Below are 21,240 nucleotides of genomic sequence, written 5' to 3'. Positions count from 1 at the left end.
CCGCAAGCGGCCAGACGGCACAATTAGTCAACGATAGTTACACCCATGCTGCGTGCAGTGCCTTCAATCATAAGCATTGCTGCTTCAACGGAAGCTGCATTCAGGTCAGGCATTTTTTGCTCAGCAATTTCACGAACTTTCGCGCGGTTAACTGTAGCAACTTTCTTTTTGTTTGGTTCGCCGGATCCTTTTTCGATACCTGCTGCAACGCGGAGCAATACTGCTGCCGGTGGAGTTTTCGTTTCGAAAGTGAAGGAACGGTCCTCAAACACTGTGATAACAACCGGGATAATCAATCCCGCTTGATCTGCGGTACGAGCATTGAATTCTTTACAGAACGCCATAATGTTAACGCCTGCTTGACCAAGTGCTGGACCAATCGGCGGAGCCGGATTAGCTTTACCTGCAGGAACTTGCAGTTTGACCATTTTGATAACCTTTTTTGCCATGACTTACACCTCCTTACACTGGTAATCCCAAACTCAGAAACCGGATATTAAATCTTCTCCACTTGAGTGTAATCCAACTCAAGAGGGGTTTCCCTGCCAAACATGTTGACATGTACCTTAAGCTTCGATTTGTCGAGCAGAATCTCTTCTACTGTTCCAACGAAATCTGCGAAAGGGCCTACTTTGACGCGCACGGTTTCCTTCAGGTCGAATTCAATCTTCGGCTTAGGCTCTTCCATGCCCATATGCTTCAGAATCTGTTCCACTTCGTCTGGCATAAGCGCGATTGGCTTGGAACCAGAACCGGTTGACCCTACAAATCCTGTGACGCCCGGCGTATTGCGAACAACATACCATGAATCGTCAGTTTGAACCATCTCCACGAGGACGTAGCCGGGGTAGACTTTACGTTGAACAGTTTTTTTCTTACCGTCCTTCTCTACCACTTCTTCTTCCATCGGAACCAGAACGCGAAAGATTTTATCTTCCATGCCCATCGATTCGAGGCGACGCTCCAAATTGGCTTTCACTTTGTTCTCATAACCGGCGTAAGTGTGTACGACATACCATCTTTTTTCCATTCCAATCCACCTTTGGACCCTTCTTAAACAATCAGATTAACTAGAGACGAGATCCCGATGTCAAGAAGCCAAAAGTAAATCGTCACAAACGCGATCGTAAGTAGCACGACGATCGAATAGCTTGTCAACTCTTTACGGTTTGGCCAGCGAACTTTCTTAAGTTCTGCCCAGCTGTCGGCAAAGAAACTAAACGTTGTTCCGAAGCTTTGCTTCAGTTTAGCCAAAAATGCCACGTCAACACCTCCAATGACTATCTCGTCTCGCGATGAGGAGTCTGCTCGTTACAGAACTTGCAAAACTTCTTCAACTCGATGCGGTCGGGGTGATTGCGTTTGTTCTTGCTGCTCGCATAGTTTCTCTGTTTGCAGTTTGTGCATGCCAACGTGATTATTACCCGCATTGAATTACACCTCCCGAACTGCTAAATAACGGTTCACAACGCCATATGTACTATGACATTGCAACTACGGCCCCAATACAAAACAAAGCCTTACATCAAGGCCTACCTAAAACAATTTATCACACGGCCTATTCCAATGTCAATGGAAACATAGGTTGGACCGTAGCGAATATTATGGAAATATGGCGACACCTGGACGCTCGTCTCTACCATTATCGTCACAATTCCCGCTTTTTTAAACTTAAGCGTCAACAGCGGCCCGTCCCTATATTTAAAAAATGAGCTGTTCTCCGCCGCTGGCCAATTGCCCGGCGAAAAACAGCTCATATTCGACTCTACCGATTCCATAGAGATTGATAGCCTTATCCACTAAGATCCCGGACTTCCAGATATCGCTCCAGCTTGCGCTTTACGCGCTGCAGGGCATTGTCAATCGACTTCACATGCCTGTCGAGGTCAACCGCAATTTCCTGATAGGACCTGCCGTCCAAATAAAGCATCAGCACTTTCCGCTCCAGATCGCTCAATATCTCGGACATCTTGTCCTCGAGACCGACAAATTCTTCCTGATTAATAATAAGCTCCTCGGGATCAGACACCCGAGTGCCGCATATTACATCAAGCAAGGTACGGTCAGAGTCTTCGTCATAAATCGGCTTATCCAACGAAACATAGGAATTAAGCGGAATATGCTTCTGACGAGTAGCCGTCTTGATAGCCGTAATGATCTGCCGCGTAATGCATAACTCAGCAAAGGCCTTAAAGCTCGCAAGCTTGTCCCCTTTAAAGTCGCGGATAGATTTATAGAGTCCGATCATGCCTTCCTGCACGATATCTTCCCGATCGGCTCCGATAAGGAAGTATGAACGCGCCTTGGCACGGACAAAGTTCTTATATTTGTTGATCAAATATTCAAGAGCCAGACTATCGCCGTTTCGAACCGCTTCTACGATATCCTCGTCAGAACTGCAGTCATACTCAAGCGTACTCCATTTTTTGAGGTCGATGCTCACGAACTATCCCTCCGGCCTGCAAGGCGTACGCCGCTAGATTCATATGCAATCCATCACCATGGCTCCCCGCCACAACGATCCAAACAAGACAAAATAACGATAAAACCGCCGTTCTCGTCACTAAATATAGAGTCAGTATACATTATGTAATCTTACACCGTCAACCGATTTGCCGATTCGAGAGAGTCGTTTTAATAGAAATTCTGTAATTTTATGGATGAAAATGAATCTATTTGCCTCGGCGCAGGCGCTCCAGCTTAGTCTGCACCTCGAGACTGAGATTTCCGCCGAGCGTATTGCGCTTGCCTGGCGTCTCTTCCCGCAGAGTTAGCTCGATTGCCTTGCGGTTCTGCTGGATATTAATGAGAAGCTCGCGAGCCGACAGACGAAGGGCTCCCTTGCCAAACGCCACATGCTGCTCGACAAGATCGGAGGTGGCGACAAATACATTGCGGCGTCTTGCCATCAGCTCGCTGACCAGACGCTCGATGCATTCATCCGCCGTTTCCTTTTCTTTCGTATACACAATCGTCAGCTTGTGATGCCGGTAGGTGGCGCCTAATCCGGGCACCTGATGAGCATCAAAAACAACGTAAACCGTCATGCCCGAGAAGCCCTGGTAATCCGCCAGCATATCGAGCAGCTTGTCCCGAGCTTCCTCCAGGTCAATTTCCTTCAACTTCTCAAGCATAGGCCAGGCGCCGATCATATTATAGCCGTCCACCAGCAAAATATCATTGCGCCGGTTCATCGGCTATACACTCCGGCGCTGCCTGACCACTTCGTACATCAATACGCCCGCCGCAACGGAGGCGTTCAAGGAATTAAGCCGGCCATGCATCGGCAGCTTCACCAGAAAATCGCATTTTTCCTTAATCAGGCGGCCCATTCCCTTGCCTTCATTCCCGATTACAATCGCAAGCGGCAAATCAAACTTCGTTCTATACACATCCTGCGGCGCGCTGACATCCGTGCCTGCTACCCACACGCCTTCTTCCTTCAGGCGATCGATCGTCTGCGCCAGGTTCGTCACGCGTGCTACGGGCACATGCTCTGCCGCGCCAGCCGACGTCTTCAGCACGGTTGCGGTCAGCCCAACCGAACGGCGCTTCGGAATGATAACCCCGTGTACGCCGGTGCACTCCGCCGTACGCAGGATAGAACCCAGGTTATGCGGATCTTCAATCTCGTCGAGAATAAGCAGGAACGGCGTTTCGTTCAGTTCGCGTGCTTTTGCCAGCAGATCCTCAACCTCTGCATAAGCAAAAGCAGCCGCCTGAGCAACAACGCCTTGATGCTGTACGCCTTCCACCATCGTATCCAGCTTGCGCTTGTCCACAAATTGGACGATAACGCCGTGCTGCTTGGCTTCGGCTACGATCGGCTGGGTCAGGCTCTTCTGCGCGCCCTCGGCGATCCAGATTTTGTTAATATCGCGTCCGGAACGAAGCGCCTCCATGACAGGATGCTTGCCGGCAATCATTTCTTCTTGGTTGTAACGTTCAGTCACGCTTGTCCCTCCTCTTCCTGCTGTTCTCCCGTTGACGGAGCAATTGCCGCCGCAAACAATTCATGCAGACGTTCAATCCTCTCCTCGTAATACAAATAGCCCACCAGACATTCCAGCGCAGTGGCCTGCCGGTAATCGGCCGGATCCGCATTCTTCGGCGGAGCCCCGGATTTGGTATTGCGGCCGCGTCTTACGATATCCGCTTCCTCTTCCGTCAGCAGCGGCTGCCATTTCTCCAGCAGCTTGCGCTGGGCTTTCGCGGATACGATCTTGGTCGCTTCCCGATGAAGATGATGCGATTTATGGTTAGGAAGCGATACCAGGTACTGCCTGACCAGCAGCTCAAACACGCTGTCTCCCACATAAGCGAGCACAACCGGATTAATGAGCTGCGTCTTCTTGGCAGGCGGGTGGAAGAGAAGCCCCGCTCCTGCCCCACCGTTGTCCTTAGCCGCTTTTTCTGTGATGCTTGCATATTCCTGTTCATTACTGTTCAAAATACCACGTCCTCCAATCGATCCTTGGCAGAAGCCTACAGGCGCCGCCAACGGATCCCTTGCGGAGTGTCCTCTAGTGCGATGCCTTTTTCCGTGAGCAGGTTGCGGATTTCATCCGCCCGTGCCCAGTTTTTCGCTTTGCGTACTTCTGTCCGCTCCACAATAAGGGCTTCAATCTCCTCATCCAGCAGCTCTGCATCCGCACCCGCTTCAGGCAGCAAGCCAAGCACCGTATTCATCTGCTCAAGCGTTGCCAGCAATGCAGCAGTGCCTTCGGCTGTTGCATCCGCGCGGTTCAAATATTGATTCGCTTCCGTTACCAGTTCGAATACCGCAGTAATCGCATCCGGCGTATTAAAGTCATCTCCCATTTTCGCTTCAAATTGCGCCTTGATCTGCGCCAATCTTTCATCCAGCTCCGTGCCGGAAGCAGCTCCCCCAACTTGCCCGCCAAATGCAGAGAGGCGGTGCTTCAGGTTCGCCGCGCAGTTTGCAATCCGATCCACGCTGTTTTCCGCTTGAGCGATTGTCTCATCCGTAAAGTTAAGCGGGCTGCGGTAATGCGTAGACAAAATAAAGTAACGGATAGCAGCCGGCTTCACCCGCTTCACAAGCTCATTTACCGTAATCCCGTTGCCGAGCGATTTGGACATTTTCTCATTGTTGATATGAATGTAGCCGTTGTGCATCCAGTAGTTGGCAAGCGATTTGCCTGTCAGAGCCTCGGACTGGGCAACCTCGCACTCATGATGCGGGAACTGCAGGTCATGGCCGCCGCCATGGATATCCAGCGTATCGCCCAAGTACTCGCGAGCCATCGCCGAGCACTCGATATGCCAGCCGGGACGCCCCGGCCCCCAAGGGCTCTCCCAGTTAATTTCGCCAGGCTTTGCGCCTTTCCACAAGACGAAGTCCTGCGGGTTTTCCTTGCGATCGCCCACCTCGATCCGGATGCCGAACTGCAGCTCCTCCAGATTCTGATGGGAGAGCTTGCCGTAATCCTCGAACTTCGAAGTCCGGTAATACACATCCCCTTCGCTCGTGTACGCATAGCCTGTGTCGACAAGGCCTTGAATAAACGCGATGATCGATGGGATATGTTCGGTAACTCGCGGATTAAGCGAAGCTTTGTGCACGCCAAGGGAGGCAATATCTTCGTTAAACGCCTTGATGAACTTATTCGCAACCTCCGGAACCGTCAGTCCCGACTGCTCGGCCTTCTTGATCAGCTTGTCGTCCACATCCGTGAAGTTTACAACGTAATTCACGTCATAACCCGCGTATTCCAAGTAACGGCGTACGACGTCGAAGAAGATAACCGGACGCGCATTGCCAATATGGATATAGTCATAGACCGTTGGTCCGCATACGTACATCTTTACTTTTCCCGGCTCCTGCGGGACAAATGCTTCCTTTGCTCGGGTCAGCGTATTATAAATTTGTACATTCATGATCTCGTTTCTCCTCCAGCTACAGGCTCGCGAAGTCTCTCGACCTCGGCCTTTAAACTATCTATTTCCTTTTGCATCTCGCGGAACATCTCAATGACAGGATCCGGCAGCTGCTTATGGTCAAGCCGGTCTCCGACCCGTTCCCCATTGCGTCTGACGACACGGCCCGGATTGCCTACAACGGTGCAGTTGTCCGGTACTTCGCGAAGCACGACGGCATTGGATCCGATATTCGAATTATCGCCAACACGGAACGAGCCTAGTACTTTCGCACCCGATCCGATGACGACATTATTGCCGATGGTCGGATGGCGCTTGCCCTTCTCCTTGCCGGTCCCCCCTAGCGTTACCCCTTGATAAATCACGACATCGTCGCCGATCTCGCATGTTTCCCCAATAACAATTCCCATCCCGTGGTCAATAAACAACCGCTCTCCGATAGTCGCCCCCGGGTGAATCTCAATGCCAGTCATAAAGCGGCTGAACTGTGAGATAATCCGGGCAAACGTAAACCATCCCTTGCGGAAAAGCTTATTTGCAATCCGGTGCGCCCATATCGCATGCAGGCCCGAATACGTAAATACCACTTCGAATCGGCTCCGCGCCGCAGGGTCATTCTCAAATACTGCCTTAATGTCTGATTGCAAATGGCGAAACATGCGTGTTCTCCTCTCCCATGTCCAGCGGCCCCCCGCAGGAAGAAAACAAAATAAAACAAGGTGAAACTAAAAAAAGCCTCCGCAGCATCGAAATGCTGCAGAGGCGTGCGTGTAACGTCGCGGTTCCACTCTGCTTGAACGAACCAGGATTGGGAACCGGAGCTGCAGATGAGCTTCGGCCCAGCCTCATCCGGCTGTCCGTCTTAAAGCCTGTAACGTTGGCTGATACGTTGCTGCCTACCCCGCTTCGCCGGCTTCGGTATACGAAGCGGAAGGAATGCGGATCGGAACAAAGCTCCCAGGTGCAATTTTCCGCCCCCCGAATTAGACAACTTGCAGCCTGCATCTTCTATTGCCAATAAGTAATCGGCTCTAGTCAAACGCGGTTGTCCTCTCTGTAAATCCGGCAAAACGTACTTTTCCTGTTCATGGCTTTTTGTATGTCATCGAATTGTAATTAGTAACAGTATAACGAATCCCCATAAGCGTGACAAGGAATTTATGCCATGGCTTGTCAACTGTCACTCCCAAATATGCCTTAGCCCAGACGGCTCTTAAGGCGGTTAATCACCTTGTCGCGTCCAAGCAGGGCGATCGACTGGTTCAGATCAGGACCATGCGTCTGGCCAGTGAGCGCAGCGCGGATCGGCATAAACAGCTGCTTGCCTTTGAAGCTCGTTTCCTTCTGAACGGCTTTGATCCAGTCTTTAATGCCGTCAACCGTAAAGGCCGCAGCGCCGTTTTCTTCGATCTTGGCGAGGAATGCGGCAAGGACAGCCGGCACCTGCTCTTCGGCAAGAACCGTTGCGGCTTCCTCCTCATCCTCAACCGTATCCCGGAAGAACAGCTCTGTTTGTGCCACGATATCCGAAGCGGCACGGAGCTTATCCTGGTACAGGGCTGCAAGAGCCGATACCCATTCGCGATCCGCTCCTTCCAGCTGCTCCGCTACGCGGCCTGCTTTTTGCAGATGCGGCAGACACAAATCAACGAGACGCTCAAGGTCGATCTTTTTCAAATATTCGCCGTTCATCCAGCTCAACTTCTGCGTGTCGAACACGGCCGGGCTTTTGCTCAGGCGATCAGCTGTAAACACTTCAACCAACTGCTCTTGGGAGAAAATTTCCTGCTCGCCCTCAGGCGACCAGCCAAGCAGCGCGATAAAGTTGAACAACGCTTCAGGCAGGTAACCGAGATCGTCGTATTGCTCGATAAACTGAATGATCGACTCATCGCGTTTACTGAGCTTCTTGCGGCTTTCGTTCACGATCAGCGTCATATGGGCGAACTTCGGAGCTTCCCAGTTCAGCGCTTCATAGATCATCAACTGACGAGGGGTATTCGAGATATGGTCCTCGCCGCGCAGCACGTGGCTGATCTTCATCAGGTAGTCATCGATAACTACCGCGAAGTTGTAAGTCGGAATGCCGTCCTTCTTCACGATTACCCAGTCGCCCATCTCCGCGGTATCGAAGTTGATTGATCCTTTGACCATGTCGTCCCAAGCATAGACCTTGCCCTCCGGCACCCGGAACCGCACGCTTGCTACGCGGCCTTCCGCTTCGAAGGCCTGGCGCTGTTCCTCCGTCAGATTGCGGTGGCGTCCGGAATATCGAGGCGTCTCGCCGCGGCTCATCTGCTCTTCCCGCTCCTGCTCGAGTTCCTCTTCCGTGCAGTAGCAGCGGTAAGCAAGTCCGCGGTCAAGCAGATCCTGCCAATATTCCTTATAAATATCAAGACGCTCTGTCTGACGGTAAGGACCGTAGCCTCCGCCGATGTCAATGCTCTCATCCCAGTCGATGCCGAGCCATTTCAAATATTTCAGCTGGCTTTCTTCCCCGCCTGCCACATTGCGTTTCACGTCGGTATCTTCGATCCGGATAATGAATTTACCGCCAAGGCTGCGCGCGTACAAATAATTAAATAAGGCCGTTCTGGCATTACCGATATGTAAATGACCCGTCGGGGACGGTGCATAACGGACTCTCACTTCTTGCGTCATCGTTAAAACCCCTCTCGTATAACTTTAACCATTACTTGATTATAACATCCTGGATCAAGCAGACAACCGATTGGGACGCAATTCCCTCGCCTCTGCCGGTAAAACCAAGCTGCTCGGTCGTTGTCGCCTTCACATTCACCTGCTCTATGTCGGCCTCCAGCGCGCGCGCGATAATTTCCGCCATTTGCGGAATGTAAGGCGCCATCTTCGGGCGCTGCGCAATGATCGTCGAATCGCAGTTGCCAAGCTTGTAGCCCCGCTCCTTCGCGAGAGACCATACATGCTCAAGCAGCTTCAAGCTGTCCGCATCCTTGAACTCCTCCGAAGTATCCGGGAAGTGCTTGCCGATATCCCCTAGACCAAGCGCCCCCAGAATCGCATCGCTAATTGCATGCAGCAGCACATCCGCGTCGGAGTGACCCAGCAGTCCCTTCTCATACGGAATCGTTACGCCCCCGATAATACATGGGCGCCCCTCCACCAGCTGATGCACGTCAAAGCCTTGTCCTACTCGAATCATTGTTTGTTCTCCTCTCTCTTTCGTTTCTCCAGCAAAAATTCCGCCCAGGGCAGATCATCCGGCGTTGTAATTTTAATATTCGTATAATCGCCTTCCGCAATGACGACCGGCGCGCCCGTCCGTTCCACCACCATCGCATCATCCGTACCGAGAAAATGCTCCTCTGCCGCTCGCTCATGCGCTTCCGTCAGCAGATCACGACGAAAAGCTTGCGGCGTTTGTATCGCCCACAAGCTTCGGCGGTCCGGGGTTGAAACGATCAGACCTGTGTCATCTACCTGTTTGATGGTATCCTTGACCGGTACGGCCAAGACGGCTGCGCCGCTTTGCTCGGCCTTCTCGCAGCAGGCGCGTATCGCCTGCGGAGTAACCAGCGGCCGCACGCCGTCATGCACCATAACCCACTCGGCTGCCGGTGATAACGCCTTGATCCCGGCAAAGACCGAATGCTGCCGCTCGCTTCCTCCGGCTACCACATCCGTAACCTTGCCGAGCTTGTACTCTTGTACAAGCCGCGTGCAGCGCTCGACATCGTCAGCGCCAACAACAAGCGTTATATCTGCAATCTCGTCCATCGCCTGGAACAGCTCCAGCGTATGAACGAGAATAGGCTTTCCGTGCAGCGGCAAATACTGTTTGCTTTCTTTGGTTCCCATCCGCGAACCGCGTCCGGCCGCGACGACAACCGCTCCCCAATTTGCATTCATCGCCTCAAGTCTCCCTCGTACGTAACAACTACTCCCTACTATACAAGGTTACAGCGCTTTTTCCAACAGCTTCGGCTTTGCAAATATCATTCGGCCCGCAGAGGTTTGCAGAACGCTTGTTACGAGCACTTCCATCGTTGTGCCGATATAATCGCGTCCGCCTTCGACAACGATCATCGTACCGTCATCCAGATAGGCGACGCCTTGCCCATGCTCTTTGCCGTCCTTAATTACTTGTACGATAATTTCTTCTCCGGGAAGGACAACCGGCTTCACCGCATTTGCCAGATCATTAATGTTCAGCACCGATACCCCTTGAAGCTCGCATACCTTGTTCAGGTTGAAGTCATTGGTAACAACCTTGCCTTTGAGCGCTTTCGCCAGCTTGACCAATTTACTGTCCACCTCGCTTATTTCTTCAAAGTCTCCTTCGTAAATAAGCACCCGGACATCCAGCTCCTTTTGAATCTTGTTCAAAATATCGAGCCCGCGTCGTCCGCGGTTGCGCTTCAGCAGATCCGATGAATCCGCAATATGCTGCAGTTCCTCCAGCACGAATTCGGGAATAACCAGAGTGCCTTCGATAAACCCGGTCTTGCAGATATCCGCAATTCTGCCGTCAATGATAACGCTGGTGTCCAAAATTTTATGCTCTTCGAATCCGCCCGCTTCCTCTGCCGCCGGCTGAGCCTTGCGCTGTTCCAGCATAGCCGAAGCAGCTGCCGCCAATTCTTCCTTCTTGTTAAGGCCGATTCGAAGGCCCAGGTAACCGAAGAAGAGGGACATTACTGCCGGAATCAACAGTCCCGGTCCTCCAAGCCCCGCTACCGCCGGATACAAGAGTACGGAAAAGAGCAGCCCCGCTAGGAGCCCGCCGCCGCCGGACATCAGATCTTTCATCGGCATTTCAGCCGTTTGCTCAATACCGCGCTGCATAAACCGGATAATCCGCCCTGCAGACATGCTCGCAACAAGAAGTCCAAAAAGTGCCCCAATCGCGAAATAATACAAACTTGTTCCCTGCCAAATACCAAGGGACGATTGCGTCCAGCTCTCCATGCCATTTGTTCTTCCCTGCACTTCTAATCCTGCCAGTCCTCCGAATAGTAGACCAGCCAGTTGAATAATACGTCTCATCATAAATACCACCTCCATTACAATTATGTTCCAATAATGGACGGGCTAAACCGTAGGTTCGTGAATGATTTTTCATTTTGAAATGATGGCAAGGTATGCTTATAATGGAATTAGCAGTTATAGCAGACGAAGCTGATGAAAGAGGTGGAATCGATGAGCGCTCCAACACTGGAGGAATTCCAGCAGCAAGTATCGGAACTATTGCTTAGACATCGTAGCCTGTTAGATGTCATGTCCAAGTTTGGTCAATCCGGTGCGTCCGTTAACCGCGCGGTAACGAAGGCCGTAACGGATTGCGGATGTATTGAGCTCAACGCACGCAAGCAAGAGTATGCAGACGAACCGAATCTCGAAAGCGCCAAGTCTACGCTTCAAAGTCATCTCTCCGGCCATGTATGCGAATCCTGCCGCGATGTGCTCAAATCCGAGCTCGGGCGTAATCTGTTCTACATGACCGCGATGTGCAATCTGCTGGACATTCAATTAGACGAAGTTGTCGCCAAGGAATACGACAAATGCTCAACCCTCGGATTGTTTAATTTAACTTAATACGATACGTAAAAAGGAGCTGTTCCCCGCCTCGTTCATCACGAGTGCAGGAACAGCTCCTTCTTTTTTTATTTATTTCCTGTTTTCACAACGGGGCCCCCCGCAAAGTACTCGGAATAAGCTCCGGAGCATTTGCTTCACTTTGTGGGGAAATGTTTACGCGATTGTCTCCGATTGTACGTTTTCATCCTGTACATCCTTGCCGCGGCGTTTGCGGACGCGTTTTTTCATACGGCCGTCAACGTTTTTTTTTAGACCATAAAGCGCATATAACAACATCGGAACAAAGATAATTTTAGATAACTGGTCAGGGAATTGGATCCCGAGGAAAATCGCCAGTGCGACGACAAACGGAATCGCCCAAATGGCACCCTTGGAGATGCCGATTTTTTTAAAGTTCGGATATTTAATCGTACTAACCATAAGCAAGGAAAGCACAAGCGTGCTCGCAAGCAAGACCGAGACTGCAATATCATCCTGGAACAGCGCAAGCGTGGACAACACGCCTCCGGCAGCAGGAATGGGAAGGCCGATAAAGTAACCCGGTTTCCCAGGTATCACATTAAAGCGGGCCAGCCTCAATGCACCGCAGATCGGGAACAGTGCGGTAATAATCCAGGCAATGGTCGGGTTAAGCTCTTGGAAGGCAACGACATACATAATAAAAGCCGGCGCCACGCCGAACGAGATCACATCGGATAACGAATCGAGCTCTTTGCCGAACTCGCTTTGCGCGTTCAGCGCACGTGCTACACGGCCGTCCACGCCATCGAGCAGCATCGCAATAATAACCATCATTGCAGCTGTCTCCGGCTTTTCATTAAACACGAGAATAATGGCGGCTATTCCTAGGAATAAGTTTCCGACCGTGAGAAGGCTCGGTATCGACTTAGTGATCATCTATTCCACCTCTTCTCTACTATGCCCTAAAACCGTTTACTAATGTATGTTTGGAACACGGTACACATTCCATCCATTGTATGAGATTTAAATTTGTCTGTCAATGAACATCTGCTCTTGGATTCGCTTCAAGCCATCCTTAATCGCGCGTGCCCGAACCTCTCCAATACCGTCCACTTCGTCAAGCTCATCAATGGTTGCCATCAAAATATGAGGCAATCGGCCGAACCGCTCGATCAGATTATTCATAATAATTAATGGCAGACGAGGAATTTTATTCAACAGCCTATAGCCGCGCGGCGATACGGCTTCTTCCGCCATTGCAGCGGTATGCGTATACCCGAGAAGGCGGATAATCGGAGGCGCGTCAAGCAGATCTTCTGCGCTCAGTTTCTTTAGAGCAACCCGAATTTCGCGGATTTTGTCATCGGAATTTTCTTTGGCATAATCCTTGAGCAGGTACCAGGCATCTTCGTCAACGCCGTTAACAAGCTCTTCCATTTGCATGGCGATGAGGCGTCCTTCCGTACCAAGCTCCGTGACATAACGCTTGATTTCCATTTTGACCCGCAAGACCATCTCTACCCGCTGAACGACATGCGCTACTTCCTGCAGCGTCACCAGCTCCTCGAATTCGAGAGCCGACAGATTCGTCAATGACTGGCTAAGTACCACCTTATATTTCTCAAGCGTCTGAATCGCCTGATTGGCCTTGGTCAGTATAACGCCCATCTCTTTAAGCGAGTAACGCAAATTGCCCTGATACAGGGTAATGATATTACGGCGCTGCGAGATCGACACGACTAGCTTTCCGGTCTGCTTTGCCACCCGCTCCGCTGTACGGTGGCGGATACCGGTCTCAATCGATGGAATCGAGTTGTTTGGTATAAGCTGTGTATTGGCATACAGGATCCGCTTCATATCCTCGCTGAGGATAATGGCCCCGTCCATCTTGGCCAGCTCATACAAATAGTTAGGCGAGAAATCGCAGTTAATGGAGAAGCCTCCATCCACGACCTCCATTACTTCGGGACTATACCCGACAACTAGCAGCGCACCCGTTTTGGCCCGGAGCACATTATCAAGCCCATCACGGAACGGGGTGCCTGGTGCGACTAATTGCAAAAGCTGATTCATCACTTCTAGCTGACTTTGTTCCTTCATCATTTGCCCCCTATCCAAGTGCCGCGGACAGCGCTTCTGCTACCGTACTCACGCCGATAATCTCGATGCCTTCCGGCGGCTTCCAGCCCTTTAAGCTTTTCTCCGGCATAATGACCCGCTTGAAGCCAAGCTTCTCTGCTTCCTTCACCCGCTGCTCGGCACGGGACACCGCCCTTACTTCGCCTGTCAGCCCGACTTCGCCGAAGATAACGTCATAGGGGCGCGTAGGCGCATCCCGAAAGCTTGATGCCAACGAGACAGCAGCAGCAAGGTCAACGGCCGGCTCATCCAGCTTCACGCCGCCCGCTACATTCAAATAGGCATCCTGCGTCTGCAAAAACATGCCGATCCGCTTCTCTAATACTGCAATAATCAATGCCATCCGGTGATGGTCGATCCCCGTCGACATCCGCCGCGGCGACGGGAAATTCGTCGCTGCGACAAGAGCCTGAAGCTCGACAAGCACCGGGCGTGTTCCTTCCATGCTGGCCACAACCGTAGAACCGGATACGCCAAGCGGACGTTCCGACAGGAACAGCTCTGACGGATTGGCCACTTCGCGCAGCCCCTCTTCGCCCATTTCAAAGATCCCAATCTCATTGGTGGAACCAAAGCGGTTCTTAACCGCCCGCAGCAGCCGGTATGTATGATGCCGCTCTCCTTCGAAATACAGCACGCAGTCAACCATATGCTCGAGAAGCCGAGGGCCTGCGATAGCGCCTTCTTTCGTGACATGCCCGACCAGCACGGTGGCAATTCCGTTAATCTTGGCAACGCGCATGAAATGAGAGGTGCATTCCCTGACCTGAGCGACACTGCCCGGAGCGGACTGAACATTTGGATCATACACCGTCTGAATGGAGTCAATGACGAGAAAATCCGGCTGGACCGTTTCGATCGCATCATTAATTTGCTCCATATTCGTCTCGCACAACACAAACAGGGATTCCGTCAGAGCACCAAGCCGGTCTGCGCGAAGACGCGTCTGCCGGACCGATTCCTCCCCGGATATATACAGCACCTTCAATCCCTTGGATGCTAAAGCATGCGAGGTTTGCAGAAGCAGCGTGGATTTCCCGATACCAGGATCGCCGCCAACCAGAATAAGGGAGCCCGGCACAACGCCGCCGCCCAGTACCCGGTTAAGCTCCTGCAACCGTGTTTCAATACGCGGTTCCTGCCCACTTTCTATATGTATGATGGATTTCGGCTTTTCTTTCGTCTGAGCCACACGAAGACCGACACCTTGTGTCTTGATAACGGTCTCTTTTTCCTCCACCATCGTATTCCAAGACTGGCAGCCCGGACATTTCCCCAGCCATTTCGGCGATTCCGTCCCGCATTCAGTGCATACAAACTTCAACTTTATTTTTGCCATACAAGGCTCCTTTTAACAAGCGTTACCATTCAAAGTTTACCATTTTATCGAGAGGGTATAAACCCCTTCTTACGAACTAATGTACGGACCAATTGATTCCAGGTAACAAAAAAAACTTTCTCTACTCCATAACGGAATAAAGAAAGCATTTGTTAAAAGATAAAAAAGTATAAGTTTCTCTAGACAATCGCCGCGGCCGCTCTTGCTACGAGGATCCGGTGCGTCGTCAAATGGGAGCCCAGCATGATGCGTTCCCCCTCGCCATCCTGCGCTTTTCCGCTCTCGGCCTGCTTATTTCCTCTATGGGCATGCGCCTGACGGAAGGAGTCGCTGTTGACCCATCCTTCAAAGGAAGCTTTGTTCTCCCAGGTTGTGCACACCTTCAATTCATCATACTCAACAAGGCTTTCAGTCAGCATAACCTCCATGCGCACGAAGCCGGCAGTATGCTCAATGCCTTTCGTTTTCTGGAACCGTTCGGCAACCTCTTCGCCATGGCCTTTTTTAACTTTTATCGTATTCGTAACAACGATCATTTCAAGTCCCTCCATCTTCCCAAGCTTCTATGTTAAAAAGACATTCAAGTTCATCTCATTACATCAAGCATATAAGATAATGATTCTCATTGTCAAATAGATAGGGAAAACAAAGGCTGCTTGAGTGGGGAAAACCTCGCTCAAGCAGCCTTGTTCTTAGCTTATTTATTTCGCAGCCGGCTCTTCCGAGACAGCCTCGGCTTTGTTTACCGTCAGTTCGCCGTCCTTCTCGTCAATCGTGAAGGAGTCGCCTTTGCGGATTTTGCCAAGCAAGAGCTCTTCGGAAAGACGGTCTTCGATATGCTTCTGAATCGCACGGCGCAGCGGACGCGCGCCATACTGAGGATCGAAGCCTTCCTTCGCCAGGAATGCCTTCGCGGCATCCGTGAGAATGAAGTCCACCTCTTGCTCACGCAGCCGTTTGCGAAGCTCGTCGGACATCAGCGTTACGATTTGAGCGATATGCTCTTGCTCCAGAGAGTGGAACACAATCGTTTCGTCGATCCGGTTCAGGAACTCCGGACGGAAGCTTTTCTTCAGCTCGGCCATTACTTTGTCTCTCATTTGGTTGAACTCGCGGCCCGAATCCTGTACCGCGGTAAAGCCAAGCGAAGAGTTGCGTTTGATCTGATCCGCGCCAACGTTCGACGTCATAATGATCAGCGTATTGCGGAAGTCAACCACTCTGCCTTTGGAATCGGTCAAACGGCCGTCTTCCAGCACTTGCAGCAGGATGTTGAACACTTCCGGATGGGCCTTCTCGATTTCGTCGAGGAGGACAACGGAATATGGTTTGCGGCGTACTTTTTCGGTCAATTGACCGCCTTCTTCGTAGCCGACATATCCCGGAGGAGCTCCGACGAGACGGGACGTGGAGTGTTTCTCCATGTACTCCGACATATCGATGCGGATAACCGCATTCTCGTCGCCGAACATGGCTTCCGCCAGCGCGCGGGCCAGCTCGGTTTTACCAACCCCGGTTGGACCAAGGAAGATGAACGAGCCGATTGGCCGCTTCGGATCCTTCAGGCCTGCACGCGCTCTGCGGATCGCTCTCGCTACCGCTTTAACGGCATCCTCTTGACCAATAACGCGGTCATGCAGGATCGATTCCATATTGAGCAGACGCTCGGTCTCTTCTTCCGCCAGCTTGCTAACCGGAATACCGGTCCAGCTTGCAACCACTTGCGCGATGTCCTCAGGCGTTACCTCGGAATCGGTGCGGCCTTGTTTTTCTTTCCATTGGTTCTTCGTCACGTCCAGCTCTTCGCGGATTTTTTGCTCCGTATCGCGTAGGGCTGCCGCTTTCTCGAACTCCTGGCTTTGAACCGCTGCGTCCTTCTCCTTGCGGATATCCTCGAGACGATTCTCCAGTTGTTTCAAATTAGGCGGTACGGTATACGAGTTAAGTCTAACCTTCGAGCTCGCCTCGTCGATCAAGTCAATGGCTTTGTCCGGCAGGAAGCGGTCTGTAATATAACGGTCAGACAGCTTTACCGCCTGAACAATCGCTTCATCCGTAATTTTCACGCGGTGATGGGCTTCGTAGCGGTCACGCAAGCCGTGCAGGATTTGAACGGCTTCTTCCGGCGACGGCTGATCAACCGTAATCGGCTGGAAACGGCGCTCGAGAGCTGCATCCTTCTCGATGTATTTGCGGTACTCATCCAGCGTTGTTGCGCCGATGCACTGCAGCTCGCCGCGCGCAAGCGCAGGCTTCAGAATATTGGAGGCATCAATCGCGCCTTCTGCGCCGCCTGCACCAATAAGCGTATGAAGCTCATCGATGAACAGGATGATGTTGCCGGCTTGGCGGATCTCATCCATAATTTTTTTCAAACGATCCTCGAATTCTCCGCGGTATTTGGTACCGGCTACTACCGAGCCCATATCCAGCGTCATTACGCGTTTGTCGCGCAGAGTCTCCGGAATTTCGTTTGCGATGATCTTTTGAGCAAGACCCTCCGCAATCGCTGTTTTACCAACGCCCGGCTCACCGATCAGAACAGGATTGTTCTTTGTACGGCGGCTGAGCACCTGAATAACGCGTTCGATTTCTTTGCTGCGGCCGATAACCGGATCGAGGTTGCCCTCGCGAGCGTATGCGGTCAGGTCACGCGCTAAGCCGTCCAGCGTTGGCGTGCTCACATTAGATGGAGAGCCATGGTTGCTGGATACCGCTTCGCTGCTGCCAAGCAGCTGCAATACTTGCTGACGGGCTTTGTTCAGGCTGATGCCGAGGTTGTTCAGAACCCGGGCCGCTACGCCTTCTCCTTCACGAATCAGACCAAGCAGGATATGTTCAGTTCCTACGTACGTATGGCCAAGCTTTCTCGCTTCGTCCATCGACAGCTCGATTACTTTCTTCGCGCGTGGCGTGTAGGCAATATTCGTAGGCTGCTCTTGCCCGCGTCCAATCAAAGCTTCCACTTCATCCTGGATTTTCTCAAGCCCAAGACCAAGTCCGATTAACGCTTTCGCTGCAATGCCTTCCCCTTCGCGAATCAGGCCGAGCAAAATATGCTCCGTACCAATATTATTGTGACCAAGACGAACCGCTTCCTCCTGCGCCAAGGCAAGTACCTTTTGCGCTCGCTCCGTAAATCGTCCAAACATCATGTTTCATGCACCCCCATGCTCGGTTTGACCCCGCAATTGATTGCGGATTAATTCGGCCCTGCGGTAATCCCGCTGATCAGAGCTCATCTTTTCGTTGAACGTCTGCTGCAGGAACCCGGGCTGCGTCATAACAATTAATTCATTTAATGATTGACTCGTGATGTGATCAAGCAATCCCAGATCAACCCCAAGCCTTACATCGGACAACCGCTGCGCGGATTCCTTGGAATCCATCACTGCCGCATAAGAGAGAATCCCGAAGGACCGTCTGACCCGATCTTCAACCCGAAGCGGGGACTCTGACAGGAGTCTTTGACGGGCTGCCCTCTCATGCTCGATAATCTGACGGGCTACCCCATGCAAATTATCAATGATCTCGCTTTCCGACTGCCCCAGCGTAATCTGATTCGAAATTTGGAACAGATTTCCCAGCGCTTCGCTGCCCTCACCGTACATTCCCCGGACAGCGAGACCGACCTGCGTGACAGCCGACAAAATGCGGTTAATTTGCTGAGTTAGCACAAGCGCCGGCAAATGCATCATAACCGATGCGCGAATACCGGTCCCCACATTTGTCGGGCAGGTGGTCAAATAACCTCTCCGCTCGTCAAATGCGTAATTGGCTTCCTCCTCGAAGATATCATCGATCTGATTAGCGAGCGTCCAAGCTTCTTTGACTTGGAAGCCCGGATACAAGCATTGAATACGAAGATGATCCTCTTCGTTAATCATAATGCTGACCGATTCATTCTCGCTTAGGATGACCGCCCCTCCCCGTGACTCGTTGGCCAGGTTCGGACTAATTAGATGTTTCTCCACCAATACCCTTCTCTCCAGCTCGCTCAGTTCCGATAAAATAATTGTATCGAAACGGCCAATTGGATCGAGCTTGCCGGATTGCCCTATTGCAGAAAGCTGATTCATCACTTCAAGCGACTGCTGATTGGTAGCAAGCATCGGGAATGGAAAATGCCTCAAGTTTCGCGCGATGCGAACTCGGCTGCTAATGACGATATCGGAGTCAGGCCCAACTCCCTTCATCCAATCGCTTAACGCTTGTTGTGAGAAACGACGACTCGCCAAGAGTAACCCTCCTTCGTGCGCCTTACAGGTCTACTATTTTACGCTCCAGCTCACGGATTCGATCACGAATCTGAGCCGCGCTTTCAAATTCTTCTCGTTCAATGCGGCTTTGCAAATCTCGCCGCAGCTGTTCAATCTCTCGCTTGTACTGAATTTGGCCGCCGGAACGCTTCGGTATTTTACCGACATGTACCGTATTGCCATGTACCCGTTTCAGCAATGGATCCAACTTGTCGGAGAATTGGCGGTAGCAGTTGCTGCAGCCGAATCTGCCGATCTTGCTGAATTGCGAATAAGTTAATCCGCAATGCTCACAACGGATCATTTGCTGTTGCTTGGCGCTGCTTGCGCCATTAGTGCTGCTCGGATCGAAATCGAGAAGGCCCGACAGCAGACTGTGAATAGAGAACCCGTTTGGAGCGCCAGGGATGCCTTCTCCCCGTTCCCTCGCACAGGATTCACAGATGTGAAATTCGGTTTTTTCACCGTTCACGATTTTCGTAAAATGAAGCGTTGCCGGCTTCTTGCCGCATTCCTGGCAAATCAAGCCGAATCCCCTCCTTCCGGTGTAACCTTCTCAGGCGCTTATTTGGCTAATAAAGATATCAGCATGGAGCGCAGTAACCTGGCTCTGATCTCATCACGAAGCGGCAGCTTAACGGCTATGGTATCGCGGTCAACCGCGGCCCGAAGCAGATTCGCTTCCCGTTTCGTAATTAGCATTGCCTCCTCCAGCTGATAAATCAGCCCCTCCGCCACGCTTTGCTCGACACAATCGCCAATCGTTTGATGGATATGGAATTGAATCGTCTTAAGCGCCGGCAGGTCTACCCGCTGAATGCGGATATAACCGCCGCCGCCGCGCTTGCTTTCAACCATGTATCCCTTCTCTAAAGTGAACCGGGTACTGATTACATAATTGATCTGCGACGGAACGCAGGAAAACTTGTCTGCCAGTTCATTGCGTTGAATTTCAACGGCGCCTTCCGGGCTTTCCTGCAACATATGCTTCAAGTACTGCTCGATGAGATCGGAAATGTTACGCAAATTTACCAACCCCCTGGCGACATGAGCTGTGGATGCATTTAAGGAAATGCTGCCCCAACTGACTTTGACTTTCTTTGACTTTAACTTTATTATACGCAAAAATCAGGAAAGGTCAATACACGGAATTTCAATTTTCTGATAATTTAACAATTACACTATCGCCATTATCTATCATGGTGCGGATGGATGTGATTTATACACAGTCCGTCCCATAAACACATCGCTGCAGCTGTATTCTAAGCACTTTTTCCACCGACTACTCACACTTGTGCATAAGCTTGTTCAAAAAGCTTGGGCAAACCAAAGGCTCTAAGTTGTTATTAAACAGAAATATTGGGTTTATAAACAGGATGAGGACAAAAGGAGGGAATTGCTGCGTGCAGCAGCCGACTGTCCACCCGCCTATTCAGTTATCCAGAGCGGAAACGCGCATGAAATAAGGGGATTTCACTATTTATACACAACTTCATCTACAATGTGCAGATAAGTTGTAATTGAGCGACTATTCACATGTGGATATCAACACAAAAAAGCAGCTTGATCCCAATGTGGATCAGCTGTTCAGGTTGTGGATGAACCGTTGATAAGTGTGCGAAAACAAAAAGCCTGCCGCGTAATGCGACAGGCTCTTCATTGCTTGGCGACGTCCTACTCTCCCAGGACCCTGCGGTCCAAGTACCATCGGCGCTGGAGGGCTTAACGGTCGTGTTCGGTATGGGAACGTGTGGTTCCCCTCCGCCATCGCCACCAAACGTAAGGCGTTGCTTTCGAAGTACGTTTCTTGCAGAAACGCTTCAGGATTTGCGCCTTGAAAACTGGATGCGAAATAATGTTCTCCTTAAGTTTCTTGCGGGGTCCCCGAAAAGTAATCGGAATAAGCTGCAACGCTTAACTTCACTTTTTGGGGATTGTTTAGGATAAGCCCTCGACCGATTAGTATTCGTCAGCTCCACACATTGCTGTGCTTCCACCCCGAACCTATCAACCTCGTCGTCTTCAAGGGGTCTTACTAATTGGGAAATCTCATCTTGAGGGGGG

At 51.4% G+C, this 21,240-nt stretch carries 23 protein-coding genes and 2 rRNA genes; 1 reads left to right on the top strand and 24 read right to left on the bottom strand.

Features of this window, described 5'->3' with window-relative positions; all coding sequences use genetic code 11:
* Positions 1 to 23 precede the first annotated feature (23 nt).
* The 14 genes from rplK to M3194_RS29475 all read right to left on the bottom strand — a co-directional run bounded on the left by rplK (position 24) and on the right by M3194_RS29475 (position 10,929).
* On the bottom strand, positions 24 to 449 hold the full coding sequence (gene rplK / locus M3194_RS29540) for a 50S ribosomal protein L11 (RefSeq protein WP_091190677.1): 426 nt from the start codon (positions 447 to 449) through the stop codon (positions 24 to 26).
* 47 nt (positions 450 to 496) lie between these two features.
* The gene (gene nusG, locus M3194_RS29535) at positions 497 to 1,030 is read right to left on the bottom strand and encodes a transcription termination/antitermination protein NusG (protein ID WP_015847240.1); all 534 of its coding nucleotides are present in this window, start codon (positions 1,028 to 1,030) and stop codon (positions 497 to 499) included.
* A 23-nt stretch (positions 1,031 to 1,053) separates the two neighbouring features.
* Positions 1,054 to 1,263 carry a preprotein translocase subunit SecE gene (secE, locus tag M3194_RS29530; protein ID WP_015847241.1) on the bottom strand — a complete coding sequence of 70 codons (210 nt, stop codon included), beginning with the start codon at positions 1,261 to 1,263 and terminating at the stop codon, positions 1,054 to 1,056.
* A gap of 17 nt (positions 1,264 to 1,280) precedes the next feature.
* Positions 1,281 to 1,430: a 50S ribosomal protein L33 gene (gene rpmG / locus M3194_RS29525; RefSeq protein ID WP_015847242.1), complete on the bottom strand. Its 150-nt coding sequence runs from the start codon at positions 1,428 to 1,430 to the stop codon at positions 1,281 to 1,283.
* A 362-nt stretch (positions 1,431 to 1,792) separates the two neighbouring features.
* Complete coding sequence (gene sigH, locus M3194_RS29520; RefSeq protein ID WP_015847243.1) at positions 1,793 to 2,443, bottom strand: RNA polymerase sporulation sigma factor SigH; 651 nt, start codon at positions 2,441 to 2,443, stop codon at positions 1,793 to 1,795.
* Between the two features lie 229 nt (positions 2,444 to 2,672).
* Complete coding sequence (locus tag M3194_RS29515) at positions 2,673 to 3,194, bottom strand: NYN domain-containing protein (RefSeq protein WP_251657722.1); 522 nt, start codon at positions 3,192 to 3,194, stop codon at positions 2,673 to 2,675.
* Positions 3,195 to 3,197: 3 nt separating this feature from the next.
* Positions 3,198 to 3,926, bottom strand: a complete 729-nt coding sequence (gene rlmB / locus M3194_RS29510; protein ID WP_251657757.1) for a 23S rRNA (guanosine(2251)-2'-O)-methyltransferase RlmB — start codon at positions 3,924 to 3,926, stop codon at positions 3,198 to 3,200.
* Between the two features lie 23 nt (positions 3,927 to 3,949).
* Positions 3,950 to 4,450 carry a Mini-ribonuclease 3 gene (locus M3194_RS29505; RefSeq protein ID WP_285889641.1) on the bottom strand — a complete coding sequence of 167 codons (501 nt, stop codon included), beginning with the start codon at positions 4,448 to 4,450 and terminating at the stop codon, positions 3,950 to 3,952.
* Positions 4,451 to 4,485: 35 nt separating this feature from the next.
* The gene (gene cysS, locus M3194_RS29500; RefSeq protein WP_251657721.1) at positions 4,486 to 5,901 is read right to left on the bottom strand and encodes a cysteine--tRNA ligase; all 1,416 of its coding nucleotides are present in this window, start codon (positions 5,899 to 5,901) and stop codon (positions 4,486 to 4,488) included.
* Entirely contained in the window at positions 5,898 to 6,560 is a 663-nt protein-coding gene (cysE, locus tag M3194_RS29495; protein WP_251657720.1) for a serine O-acetyltransferase, read from the bottom strand. The genes cysS and cysE overlap by 4 nt, the downstream gene beginning before the upstream one ends.
* Positions 6,561 to 7,098: 538 nt before the next feature.
* Entirely contained in the window at positions 7,099 to 8,562 is a 1,464-nt protein-coding gene (gene gltX, locus M3194_RS29490; RefSeq protein ID WP_251657719.1) for a glutamate--tRNA ligase, read from the bottom strand.
* Between the two features lie 31 nt (positions 8,563 to 8,593).
* Complete coding sequence (ispF, locus tag M3194_RS29485) at positions 8,594 to 9,082, bottom strand: 2-C-methyl-D-erythritol 2,4-cyclodiphosphate synthase (protein WP_251657718.1); 489 nt, start codon at positions 9,080 to 9,082, stop codon at positions 8,594 to 8,596.
* The gene (gene ispD / locus M3194_RS29480) at positions 9,079 to 9,789 is read right to left on the bottom strand and encodes a 2-C-methyl-D-erythritol 4-phosphate cytidylyltransferase (RefSeq protein ID WP_251657717.1); all 711 of its coding nucleotides are present in this window, start codon (positions 9,787 to 9,789) and stop codon (positions 9,079 to 9,081) included. The genes ispF and ispD overlap by 4 nt, the downstream gene beginning before the upstream one ends.
* A gap of 48 nt (positions 9,790 to 9,837) precedes the next feature.
* The gene (locus tag M3194_RS29475; protein ID WP_251657716.1) at positions 9,838 to 10,929 is read right to left on the bottom strand and encodes a PIN/TRAM domain-containing protein; all 1,092 of its coding nucleotides are present in this window, start codon (positions 10,927 to 10,929) and stop codon (positions 9,838 to 9,840) included.
* Positions 10,930 to 11,079: 150 nt separating this feature from the next.
* On the opposite strand from M3194_RS29475, the gene M3194_RS29470 reads away from it, so the two are divergent.
* A complete protein-coding gene (locus tag M3194_RS29470) occupies positions 11,080 to 11,475 on the top strand; it encodes a nucleoside triphosphate pyrophosphohydrolase family protein (RefSeq protein ID WP_251657715.1) in 396 nt (131 codons plus the stop codon).
* A 156-nt stretch (positions 11,476 to 11,631) separates the two neighbouring features.
* Here the strand turns inward: M3194_RS29470 and pssA are convergent, their stop codons facing one another.
* The 10 genes from pssA to M3194_RS29420 form a co-directional block, all read right to left on the bottom strand.
* Positions 11,632 to 12,375 carry a CDP-diacylglycerol--serine O-phosphatidyltransferase gene (gene pssA, locus M3194_RS29465; RefSeq protein ID WP_251657714.1) on the bottom strand — a complete coding sequence of 248 codons (744 nt, stop codon included), beginning with the start codon at positions 12,373 to 12,375 and terminating at the stop codon, positions 11,632 to 11,634.
* Between the two features lie 87 nt (positions 12,376 to 12,462).
* Positions 12,463 to 13,539: a DNA integrity scanning diadenylate cyclase DisA gene (gene disA / locus M3194_RS29460; RefSeq protein ID WP_251657755.1), complete on the bottom strand. Its 1,077-nt coding sequence runs from the start codon at positions 13,537 to 13,539 to the stop codon at positions 12,463 to 12,465.
* Positions 13,540 to 13,549: 10 nt separating this feature from the next.
* Positions 13,550 to 14,917: a DNA repair protein RadA gene (gene radA / locus M3194_RS29455; RefSeq protein ID WP_251657713.1), complete on the bottom strand. Its 1,368-nt coding sequence runs from the start codon at positions 14,915 to 14,917 to the stop codon at positions 13,550 to 13,552.
* A 179-nt stretch (positions 14,918 to 15,096) separates the two neighbouring features.
* Entirely contained in the window at positions 15,097 to 15,453 is a 357-nt protein-coding gene (locus M3194_RS29450; RefSeq protein ID WP_251657712.1) for an antibiotic biosynthesis monooxygenase, read from the bottom strand.
* A gap of 165 nt (positions 15,454 to 15,618) precedes the next feature.
* On the bottom strand, positions 15,619 to 18,072 hold the full coding sequence (gene clpC, locus M3194_RS29445) for an ATP-dependent protease ATP-binding subunit ClpC (RefSeq protein WP_251657711.1): 2,454 nt from the start codon (positions 18,070 to 18,072) through the stop codon (positions 15,619 to 15,621).
* Positions 18,073 to 18,075: 3 nt separating this feature from the next.
* On the bottom strand, positions 18,076 to 19,155 hold the full coding sequence (locus M3194_RS29440; RefSeq protein ID WP_251657710.1) for a protein arginine kinase: 1,080 nt from the start codon (positions 19,153 to 19,155) through the stop codon (positions 18,076 to 18,078).
* Between the two features lie 22 nt (positions 19,156 to 19,177).
* Entirely contained in the window at positions 19,178 to 19,702 is a 525-nt protein-coding gene (locus tag M3194_RS29435) for a UvrB/UvrC motif-containing protein (protein WP_251657709.1), read from the bottom strand.
* A gap of 38 nt (positions 19,703 to 19,740) precedes the next feature.
* Positions 19,741 to 20,202 (bottom strand): CtsR family transcriptional regulator, encoded by a 462-nt coding sequence (locus M3194_RS29430; protein ID WP_251657708.1) that lies wholly within the window; start codon positions 20,200 to 20,202, stop codon positions 19,741 to 19,743.
* A 635-nt stretch (positions 20,203 to 20,837) separates the two neighbouring features.
* Positions 20,838 to 20,954 (bottom strand): 5S ribosomal RNA (rrf, locus tag M3194_RS29425).
* Positions 20,955 to 21,115: 161 nt separating this feature from the next.
* Positions 21,116 to 21,240 (bottom strand): 23S ribosomal RNA (locus M3194_RS29420); the annotation flags it as partial.

It is taken from the genome of Paenibacillus glycanilyticus (assembly GCF_023715145.1).
Lineage (GTDB): Bacteria > Bacillota > Bacilli > Paenibacillales > Paenibacillaceae > Pristimantibacillus > Pristimantibacillus glycanilyticus_A.
This window is presented reverse-complemented; position numbering and strand designations above follow the sequence as displayed.

What these genes read in the sequence shown, in the direction of transcription:
- rplK (WP_091190677.1), bottom strand. Translation starts at nt 449, where the DNA reads ATGGCAAAAAAGGTTATCAAAATGGTCAAACTGCAAGTTCCTGCAGGT.
- nusG (WP_015847240.1), bottom strand. Translation starts at nt 1,030, where the DNA reads ATGGAAAAAAGATGGTATGTCGTACACACTTACGCCGGTTATGAGAAC.
- rpmG (WP_015847242.1), bottom strand. Translation starts at nt 1,430, where the DNA reads ATGCGGGTAATAATCACGTTGGCATGCACAAACTGCAAACAGAGAAAC.
- M3194_RS29515 (WP_251657722.1), bottom strand. Translation starts at nt 3,194, where the DNA reads ATGAACCGGCGCAATGATATTTTGCTGGTGGACGGCTATAATATGATC.
- rlmB (WP_251657757.1), bottom strand. Translation starts at nt 3,926, where the DNA reads ATGATTGCCGGCAAGCATCCTGTCATGGAGGCGCTTCGTTCCGGACGC.
- cysS (WP_251657721.1), bottom strand. Translation starts at nt 5,901, where the DNA reads ATGAATGTACAAATTTATAATACGCTGACCCGAGCAAAGGAAGCATTT.
- cysE (WP_251657720.1), bottom strand. Translation starts at nt 6,560, where the DNA reads ATGTTTCGCCATTTGCAATCAGACATTAAGGCAGTATTTGAGAATGAC.
- gltX (WP_251657719.1), bottom strand. Translation starts at nt 8,562, where the DNA reads ATGACGCAAGAAGTGAGAGTCCGTTATGCACCGTCCCCGACGGGTCAT.
- ispF (WP_251657718.1), bottom strand. Translation starts at nt 9,082, where the DNA reads ATGATTCGAGTAGGACAAGGCTTTGACGTGCATCAGCTGGTGGAGGGG.
- ispD (WP_251657717.1), bottom strand. Translation starts at nt 9,789, where the DNA reads ATGAATGCAAATTGGGGAGCGGTTGTCGTCGCGGCCGGACGCGGTTCG.
- M3194_RS29475 (WP_251657716.1), bottom strand. Translation starts at nt 10,929, where the DNA reads ATGATGAGACGTATTATTCAACTGGCTGGTCTACTATTCGGAGGACTG.
- M3194_RS29470 (WP_251657715.1), top strand. Translation starts at nt 11,080, where the DNA reads ATGAGCGCTCCAACACTGGAGGAATTCCAGCAGCAAGTATCGGAACTA.
- pssA (WP_251657714.1), bottom strand. Translation starts at nt 12,375, where the DNA reads ATGATCACTAAGTCGATACCGAGCCTTCTCACGGTCGGAAACTTATTC.
- disA (WP_251657755.1), bottom strand. Translation starts at nt 13,539, where the DNA reads ATGAAGGAACAAAGTCAGCTAGAAGTGATGAATCAGCTTTTGCAATTA.
- radA (WP_251657713.1), bottom strand. Translation starts at nt 14,917, where the DNA reads ATGGCAAAAATAAAGTTGAAGTTTGTATGCACTGAATGCGGGACGGAA.
- M3194_RS29450 (WP_251657712.1), bottom strand. Translation starts at nt 15,453, where the DNA reads ATGATCGTTGTTACGAATACGATAAAAGTTAAAAAAGGCCATGGCGAA.
- clpC (WP_251657711.1), bottom strand. Translation starts at nt 18,072, where the DNA reads ATGATGTTTGGACGATTTACGGAGCGAGCGCAAAAGGTACTTGCCTTG.